The sequence below is a fragment of the Phenylobacterium sp. genome, from assembly GCF_036264965.1.
Lineage (GTDB): Bacteria > Pseudomonadota > Alphaproteobacteria > Caulobacterales > Caulobacteraceae > Phenylobacterium.
The window spans coordinates 46,710-54,007 of sequence record NZ_DATAPY010000007.1 but is presented as its reverse complement, the minus strand read 5'-3'; the positions used below and the strand labels follow the sequence as shown (position 1 = coordinate 54,007).

The window sequence follows — 7,298 nt, the reverse complement described above, 5'->3', positions numbered from 1 at the left end:
GGCCTCGACCTCAGCCGTCCGCTGCCGGAGCAGGTGCTGGCGGAGGTCAAGGCCGCCTGGGCGCGGCACGGGGTGGTAGCCTTCCCCGACCAGCCCCTGAGCCTTGAGGCGCAGGAGGCGTTCACGGAAGCCATGGGTGGCTTTGGCCACGACCCGTACATCAAGCCGATGGACGGCCACCCCAACGTCCTGGAGCTGCGCCGCGAACCGGACGAGAAGGCCATGAACTTCGGCGCCGGCTGGCACTCCGACTGGAGCTTCCAGGAAGCGCCACCGGCCGCCACCATCCTGCATTCCAAGGTCGTCCCGCCGGTGGGCGGCGACACCCTGTTCGTCGACGCCTGCCGCGCCTACGAGGCGCTGTCGCCGACCATGCAGGCCATGCTGGCCCCGCTGCGGGCGGTGCATTCGGCGCGCCAGTCCTACGGAACCAAGGGCGTCTTCGCCAAGGACACCGCGAAGCGGACGATGCAGATCATCGTCTCGGAGGAGGCGGACGGCTCGCTGGCCCACCCGCTGGTCCGCACCCATCCGGTGACGGGTCGGAAGGCGCTTTTCGTTTCGCCGGTCTACACCGTGGGGATCGAGGGCCTGACGCCGGAGGAGGCCAAGGCGATCCTCGGCTTCCTGTTCGCCCATCTGACCCAGGCTGAGTTCATCTACCGCCACCGCTGGCGCGAGCAGATGCTGTTGATGTGGGACAACCGCTGCACCATGCACTTCGCCGAGGGCGGCTATGACGGCCACCTGCGGTTGATGCACCGGACGACGGTGGCCGGGGACAAACCGATGTGAGTGTTTCTTCTCCCGCGAGGGGAGAAGGCTAGGTCTTCCGCGGCGCCTTCGGCTTGGCTGTCGGCTTCGCAGCCACCTTTGGCTTTGCGACCACTGCGCTCGCCGTAGGCGCTTTAGGCGTCGCGCAGGTCGCGGCGTGGATCTGGGCGGTGAGGTCGTAAAGACCTTGATCAGGCGGTGGACGTCGTCCTGGATTTTCAGCAAGGCCTCGGCGTCCTTGTAGGTCTGCAGGGCCTGCTTGTCCGAGGCCGCCGCCGAGACCTTCTGGCCGACCATGATCACCGACAACAGGACCAGCTGCAGGAAGGTCTGGGCGATCCAGGCGACCAGAGCCGCGGTGCCGGCCTTGATGGCGTCCGGCAAGCTGATCAGCGCCAGTAGGGCGAAGGCGTAGGCGCACCACATGGTGCCCACCGAGTTAGTGATCAGGATCGCCACCTTGCCGTTGAAGCCGATGGCCTCGGCCCTGGTGGTGTGCGGGCCGGCCTTGGCCCGCTCCGCGATCCGCTCGTGAGGGGTATGCGCTTCGCTCATTTTGGCTCTCCGGTAGCGCCGTTCGGCGCGCGATAGATCTTGCCGGCTTTCATAACGAAGCCGACGGCTTTGAGGGTGGCGATGTCCTTGGTCGGGTCGCCCTGGAAGGCGGCGAGGTCGGCGAGGTAGCCGCCCTTGACCGCGCCCAGGCGATCGCCGCGGCCGAGGATCTTCGCATTGGTCTCGGTGGCGGCGGTCAGCGCCTGCGCGGGCGTCATGCCATCCTTCACCATCCAGGCGAGCTCGCGCCAACTTTCGCCGTGCGGGAAGACGCCCACGTCGCTGCCCGCCCCGATGGTGACGCCCACGGCGAGCGCCCGCTTGAAGGCCTCGGCGGCCTCGGTCATGCCGCGGGTCGGCGGCGTCTGGCCGGGAACGTAGTGCTGGAAGTAGATCGAGGTGGCCTCGGGCGCGGTCAGCGTCGGCACATAGGCGACGCCCTTGGCCTTCATCATCTGGAAGGTCGCCGTGGTCGCGCCGTAGCCATGCTCGATGGTGTCGACGCCGGCCTCGACGGCGTTGCGGATGCCCGGGTCGCTGGCCGCGTGGACGGCCACCGGGCGGCCCGACGCGTGGGCCACCTCGACCGCGGCGGCCATTTCCTTTTCGGTCAGCGTCGGCCGCGTCGAGCCGTCGGGACCGGTGCGGTAGTCGGCGTAGAGCTTGATCCAGTCGGCGCCCATGGCCGCCTGTTCGCGCACCGCCTTGATCATCGCGGCCTCGCCGGAAACCTCCTGGGCGCCCTGCGGCAGCTCCATGTCGGCGCGGAAGCCCTTCTTGGGGCCGTAAGAGCCGGTGGCCACGATCGCCCGCGTCGCCACGAACAGGCGCGGGCCGGCGACGATGCCTTCCTCGATGGCGCGCTTCAGCTGCACATCGGCGTCAGCGGCGCCCTCAGTGCCCAGGTCGCGCTCGGTGGTGAAGCCGCTCATCAGGGTGCGCGTGGCGTCGCGCCCGGCGCGCAGCACACGGTAGGCCGGCGGCTCCTTCAGCACCTGATCGTCCCAGACCACCTCGTTGTAGGCGTGCAGCAGGAGGTGCGAATGTAGCTCGATCAGCCCGGGGATCAGCGTCTGACCGGGCAGGGCGATGGTGACCGCCCCGGCGCCGGCCTTCACCGAGCCCTTGGGCCCGACGCCGGTGATCCTATCGCCCTCGACCGCCACCACCCAGCCGGCGTGAGGCGCCGCATCGCCCGCGCTCCACACCGCCGCCGGCTCGAGCAGGTAGCGGCTGGGCTCCGCGGCCTGGGCCGCGCCCGCAACGGCCAGCGCCATCATACCGGCCAATAGGGAGCGATCGGCCATCATTGACTCCATAATGGGGAGTGATAGGGAACGATAAGGAATATTCCCGCGGAGCCCCGACTCTCCATGTCGGAAGAAGTCTACACCGTCGAGCAGTTCGCAGAACGGCTGAAGCTGCATCCCAAGACCGTGCTGCGGTTCATCAAGGATGGCCGCCTGCGCGCGGTGAAGGTCGGCAAATCCTATCGCATCCTGCGCACCGAGATGGAGGCCACCATGCCCGGCTTCTCGTTCGAGGATTATCGCGGCGCGGCGGAGGCCTATCGCAACCGGCTGGAGAAACGCATCGCCCGGTCCGACGCGCGGGTGACCAGCATCATCGATCTGCCCGACATCGCGCCTGATGTCGCTGAACGGATGGCGCGGATGTTGCCGGCCGCGCGGGCGGGTCAGGCGGCGCACGCCGACGCCATGACGCTCGAGGTGATCTACGATCCGCCACGGCGCCATCTGAAGGTGTTGATCGTGGGATCGCCCGGCGACACCGCGGCCATGCTGAAGATGGTCGAGGTCCTGAGCGAGGACTGAGCCATGGCCATCCGCATGATCGCTGGCGTCGCCGTCTTCGTTTGCGCCGAGGACGGCCCGTGCCTGGCCGAAGACCGCGCGCTCAGCGACCTGATCGGACAGCTGTTCGACAGCGGCGCGCGGCTGGTCGCCGTGCCGCTTTCGCGCCTCGGTCCCGACTTCCTGCGGCTTTCCACCGGCGTCGCCGGTGGCGTGCTGCAGAAGCTGGTCAACTACCGCTTCCAGATCACGGTCGTGGGCGATGTGTCGGACGCAGCGGCCAAGAGCGAGCCGCTGCGCGACTTCATCCGTGAGTCCAACCGCGGCAAGACGGTGTGGTTCGTGGAGGATCTGGCCGCGTTGGACGCGAAGTTGGCCGGCGCCTAGGGCAGGGCGAAGGCCACCACCGCGTCGCCCTGCCGCTCCTCGTCGATCTTGGCCGAGCCGCCGGCGGCGACCACCACATACTGCTTGCCGCCGACCTCATAGGTCATCGGCGTGGCGTGGGCGCTGGCGGGAAGTTCGGCGCTCCAGAGCTGGGCCCCGTCGGCGGCGGAGAAGGCCCGCAGGGTCCGGTCCACGGTGCCGCCCTGGAAGACCAGGCCGCCGGCGGTGACGATCGGCCCGCCCAGCACGATCGAGCCCTTGGCGATGTGGCCGACGCCCGGCGCCAGCTCCTCCAGCGAGCCCAGCGGCACGCGCCAGGCGATCTTTCCGGCGTCGAGGTCGAGCGCGACCAGCTCGCCGAACGGCGGCTTGATGCAGGGCAGGCCGGACGGCGCGCGCAGGAACTCGCGGCTCATGGCGAAGGGGGTGCCCATCTGCAGGGTGGTCTCGGCCCGCAGGTCGCCGTGGTCGCCCTTCACGAACTTCGCTGCCGGGATCATCCGCACCTTGGCCGGCAGGTTGCTGACCGAGACGATCAGCCGGCCGTGGCCGGCGTCCCAGGCGAAACCGCTCCAGTTGATGCCGCCGACATTGCCGGGGATCGCCAGAATGCCCTGCTCGCTGGGCGGCGAGAACATCGCGTGGCCCGACATGGCGTTGATCGTGTCGGCGCAGAACTTGCGGTCGGCGTCGGAGATCGCCCAGACGGCCTCCGGCCCTTGGCTTTGCGGCACCAGAGCCGGGGTCCGGGTCGGGAAGGGCTGGGTGGGCGAGGACTTCTCGCCATAGAGCGTGCTCTGCGGCACTGGGCGCTCCTCGACCGGCAGCACCGGCTTGCCGGTGGCCGGGTCGAGCACGAAGACCATGCCGGTCTTGTTGCCGGCGATGACCACCGGCGTCGCCTTGCCCTTCAGCTTGAGCGTCGTGGCCAGCGGGGCTGCGGCGGTGTCGTAGTCCCAGAGGTCGTGGTGCACGAGCTGGAAGCCCCACGAGAGCTTGCCGGTGCGCGCATCCAACGCCACCACCGAATTGGCCCAGCGGTTGTCGCCGGGGCGAAGCCCGCCCCAGTAGTCGGGGCTGGCGCTGCCGGTCGGCACATAGACCAGGTGCCGCTTCGGGTCGGCGCTGAGCACCGTCCAGGCGTTGCCGGCCCCGGTCTTCCAGTCTTTCTCGGCCACATCCTTGGGCTTGGGGATCGGCTCCCACGACCAGAGCAGCTTGCCGGTCCGCGCATCGAAGCCGCGGACCACGCCGTCGGGCATGTCGGCGCGGGCGTTGTCGTCGATCGCCGAGCCTACCACCACCACGCCGTCCACCACGATCGGCGGCGAGGTCATGTGATACTGGCCGGGAACATAGCGGGCGACGTCGCGCAGACTGACCTCGCCGCCCTGGCCGAAACCCGCGCAGGCCTGGCCGGTCGCGGCGTCCACCGACACCAGCCGCGCGTCCAGCGTCGCCTCGTAGAGCCGAAGTGAGCAGGGGCCCTTACCCGCTTTTGGATCGCGCCACGCCGCCAGGCCGCGGTTGATCAGCCCGTCGCCATAGGGCTGGGCGCGGTCGAGTTTCGGGTCATAGGCCCAGAGCTGTTGCCCCGTCGCCGGGTTCAGCGCGATCACCCGGTTGAACGGTGTGGTCAGATAGAGCCGCCCGTCCAGCATCAGCGGCGTGGTCTCGAATCCGCTGCGCGGGCCGCCGCCCTTGATCTTGCCGTCGGAGATGTCGCCGGTGTGGAAGGTCCACGCGGGCTTGAGGTTCGCCACATTGGCCGTCGAGATCTGGGTCAGCGGCGAAAAGCGCGTGCCGCCCGGATCGCGTCCGTAGGCGCCCCACTCGTCGGCCCGCGCCGCCGCGGCCGTCGCCAGCGCCGCCACGGCTGCGCCCAGCATCATGATCTTCCGCATCTGTTTTGCTCCATCCGAGGACGATTGGCGGCAAGATCATCCTGCCCGTTTGCGCCGCCAGCGCCCAGGGACCAGCGGCGTCACCGCTGGGCCATTCGGCGCCGCGCCGGGGACAAGCGGCGGGCGGCCAGGGACGAGCGGAAGCCTTGGGCTTGACGCGCCCGGCCTCAGACCGTTTCTCCCGCCCAAATCCCAGGAGAGCCTCGCCCATGGAAACGCGCAGCATCGGTCCGTTCGAGGTGTCCGCCATCGGGCTGGGATGCATGGGGCTTTCCCACGGCTACGGACCGGCCGCGCCGCGCGAGCGGGCCGAACAGGTCCTGCTGGGTGCGTTGGACGCCGGCTACACCTTCTTCGACACCGCCGCGGTCTATGGCCTGGGCCACAACGAGACCCTGGTGGGCGAGGTGCTGGGCCCGCATCGCGACAGGTTCGTGCTGGCCTCCAAATGCGGCATGACTTCCGGCGACCAGCGCGGCATCGACGGCAGCCCAGCCAACCTCAAGGACACCTGCGAACGCAGCCTGCGGCGGCTGAAGACCGAGGTCATCGACCTCTACTACCTGCACCGCTGGGATAAGCGCGTGCCCATCGAGGACAGCGTCGGCGCGCTCGCCGACCTGGTGGCCGAGGGCAAGATCCGCACCATCGGCCTCTCGGAGATCAGCGGCCCGACCCTGCGCAAGGCCCACGCCGTCCATCCGATCGCCGCGGTGCAGAACGAATATTCGCCCTGGACCCGCAATCCGGAGATCGCCCTGATCGACGCCTGCCATGAGCTGGGCGTGACCCTGGTGGCCTTCTCGCCGGTGGGCCGCGGCTTCCTGGCCGGCGGCGCCAGCGATCCGGCGAAGTTCGGCGAGGGCGACATGCGGGTCGCCATGCCGCGCTTCCAGGGCGAGGCCCTGGCCGCCAACCTCAAGCTCTTGGCGCAGTTCGAGGGGCTGGCGGCGGAAGCCTCTTGCACGCCCGCGCAGCTCTGCCTCGCCTGGCTGATGGCCAAGGACCCGACCCTGGTCTCGATCCCCGGCACCGCCGACCCCGGCCACATGCGCGAGAATGCCGCCGCGGCGGATATCGCGCTGCCGGCCGGCATGGTCGCCAAGGTCGACGCCGCGGTGAACGAGCGAACCGTGACCGGCTCGCGCTACCCGGCCTTCATGCAGGCCAGCGTCGACACCGAGCGCACCCCCGCCGAGGCTGATGCATGAGCTACACCCTCTACTATTCGCCCGGGACGGCGAGCATGGCGGTGCACTGGCCGCTGATCGCGATGGGCGCGCCCTTCCAGGCGGTGAAGCTCGACTTCGAGGCCGGCGACCAGCGCGACCCGGCCTATCTGCGGCTCAATCCCGCCGGCCGCGTGCCGACCCTGATGATCGACGGGCGCCCCTACGGCGAGTCCATGGCGCTGCTGATGCTGCTGGCCGAGCGCCACCCCGAGGCCGGCCTCGCGCCGGCGCCGGGCGACCCGCAGCGGGCGCGCTGGCTGGAGACCATGGTCTTCCTGGCCAACACCGTCTCGCCCGCCATGCGCGACTGGTTCTATGCCGACAAGGACGGCGACCCGGCCGGGGCCGAGGCCGTGCGCGATCTGGCGCGGCGGCGCATCGAAGAGGCGTGGCCGAGGCTTGCCGCGGCGCTGTCCGACGGACGCACCTTCCTGTTCGGGGACGCGCCAGGCGTGGCCGACTACCTGGCTGCCACGCTGATGCGCTGGTCGCGTAACATGCCCCATCCCGCCAGCGAGCAGCCCGAGCTTGCCGCCTACCTGGCTCGGATGGCGGCGCTGCCGTCCTACGCCGAACTCTGCCGGCGCGAAGAGCTCACGCCCTGGCCCTGATCCGCCGCGGGGCGGCTGCAA

At 69.8% G+C, this 7,298-nt stretch carries 8 protein-coding genes; 6 read left to right on the top strand and 2 right to left on the bottom strand.

Annotated elements, in window-relative coordinates; translation table 11 throughout:
- Nucleotides 1–795: TauD/TfdA family dioxygenase (locus VHS75_RS00780; protein ID WP_329636694.1), on the top strand; the 795-nt coding region annotated here is incomplete at its 5' end.
- Nucleotides 796–1,033: 238 nt separating this feature from the next.
- Entirely contained in the window at nt 1,034–1,189 is a 156-nt protein-coding gene (locus VHS75_RS00775) for a hypothetical protein (RefSeq protein ID WP_329636693.1), read from the top strand.
- 136 nt (nt 1,190–1,325) lie between these two features.
- Here VHS75_RS00775 and VHS75_RS00770 read toward each other — a convergent pair whose 3' ends face one another.
- The gene (locus tag VHS75_RS00770) at nt 1,326–2,636 is read right to left on the bottom strand and encodes an amidohydrolase family protein (RefSeq protein WP_329636692.1); all 1,311 of its coding nucleotides are present in this window, start codon (nt 2,634–2,636) and stop codon (nt 1,326–1,328) included.
- Between the two features lie 66 nt (nt 2,637–2,702).
- Here VHS75_RS00770 and VHS75_RS00765 point away from each other — a divergent pair, with 66 nt between their 5' ends.
- Nucleotides 2,703–3,164 (top strand): helix-turn-helix domain-containing protein, encoded by a 462-nt coding sequence (locus VHS75_RS00765; protein WP_329636691.1) that lies wholly within the window; start codon nt 2,703–2,705, stop codon nt 3,162–3,164.
- A 3-nt stretch (nt 3,165–3,167) separates the two neighbouring features.
- Complete coding sequence (locus tag VHS75_RS00760) at nt 3,168–3,530, top strand: DUF4180 domain-containing protein (RefSeq protein ID WP_329636690.1); 363 nt, start codon at nt 3,168–3,170, stop codon at nt 3,528–3,530.
- Here VHS75_RS00760 and VHS75_RS00755 read toward each other — a convergent pair.
- Nucleotides 3,527–5,434 (bottom strand): pyrroloquinoline quinone-dependent dehydrogenase, encoded by a 1,908-nt coding sequence (locus tag VHS75_RS00755; protein ID WP_329636689.1) that lies wholly within the window; start codon nt 5,432–5,434, stop codon nt 3,527–3,529. The genes VHS75_RS00760 and VHS75_RS00755 overlap by 4 nt on opposite strands.
- 209 nt (nt 5,435–5,643) lie before the next feature.
- Here VHS75_RS00755 and VHS75_RS00750 point away from each other — a divergent pair, with 209 nt between their 5' ends.
- Together VHS75_RS00750 and VHS75_RS00745 are read left to right on the top strand one after the other, a co-directional pair.
- Entirely contained in the window at nt 5,644–6,645 is a 1,002-nt protein-coding gene (locus VHS75_RS00750) for an aldo/keto reductase (RefSeq protein WP_329636688.1), read from the top strand.
- Nucleotides 6,642–7,277 (top strand): glutathione S-transferase family protein, encoded by a 636-nt coding sequence (locus VHS75_RS00745; RefSeq protein ID WP_329636687.1) that lies wholly within the window; start codon nt 6,642–6,644, stop codon nt 7,275–7,277. Before VHS75_RS00750 ends, VHS75_RS00745 begins: the two co-directional genes overlap by 4 nt.
- The last annotated feature ends 21 nt before the right edge of the window (nt 7,278–7,298 follow it).

Excerpts from the sequence above, each read along its gene's own strand:
- VHS75_RS00770 (WP_329636692.1), bottom strand. The coding sequence starts at position 2,636 with ATGGCCGATCGCTCCCTATTGGCCGGTATGATGGCGCTGGCCGTTGCG.
- VHS75_RS00765 (WP_329636691.1), top strand. The coding sequence starts at position 2,703 with ATGTCGGAAGAAGTCTACACCGTCGAGCAGTTCGCAGAACGGCTGAAG.
- VHS75_RS00760 (WP_329636690.1), top strand. The coding sequence starts at position 3,168 with ATGGCCATCCGCATGATCGCTGGCGTCGCCGTCTTCGTTTGCGCCGAG.
- VHS75_RS00755 (WP_329636689.1), bottom strand. The coding sequence starts at position 5,434 with ATGCGGAAGATCATGATGCTGGGCGCAGCCGTGGCGGCGCTGGCGACG.
- VHS75_RS00750 (WP_329636688.1), top strand. The coding sequence starts at position 5,644 with ATGGAAACGCGCAGCATCGGTCCGTTCGAGGTGTCCGCCATCGGGCTG.
- VHS75_RS00745 (WP_329636687.1), top strand. The coding sequence starts at position 6,642 with ATGAGCTACACCCTCTACTATTCGCCCGGGACGGCGAGCATGGCGGTG.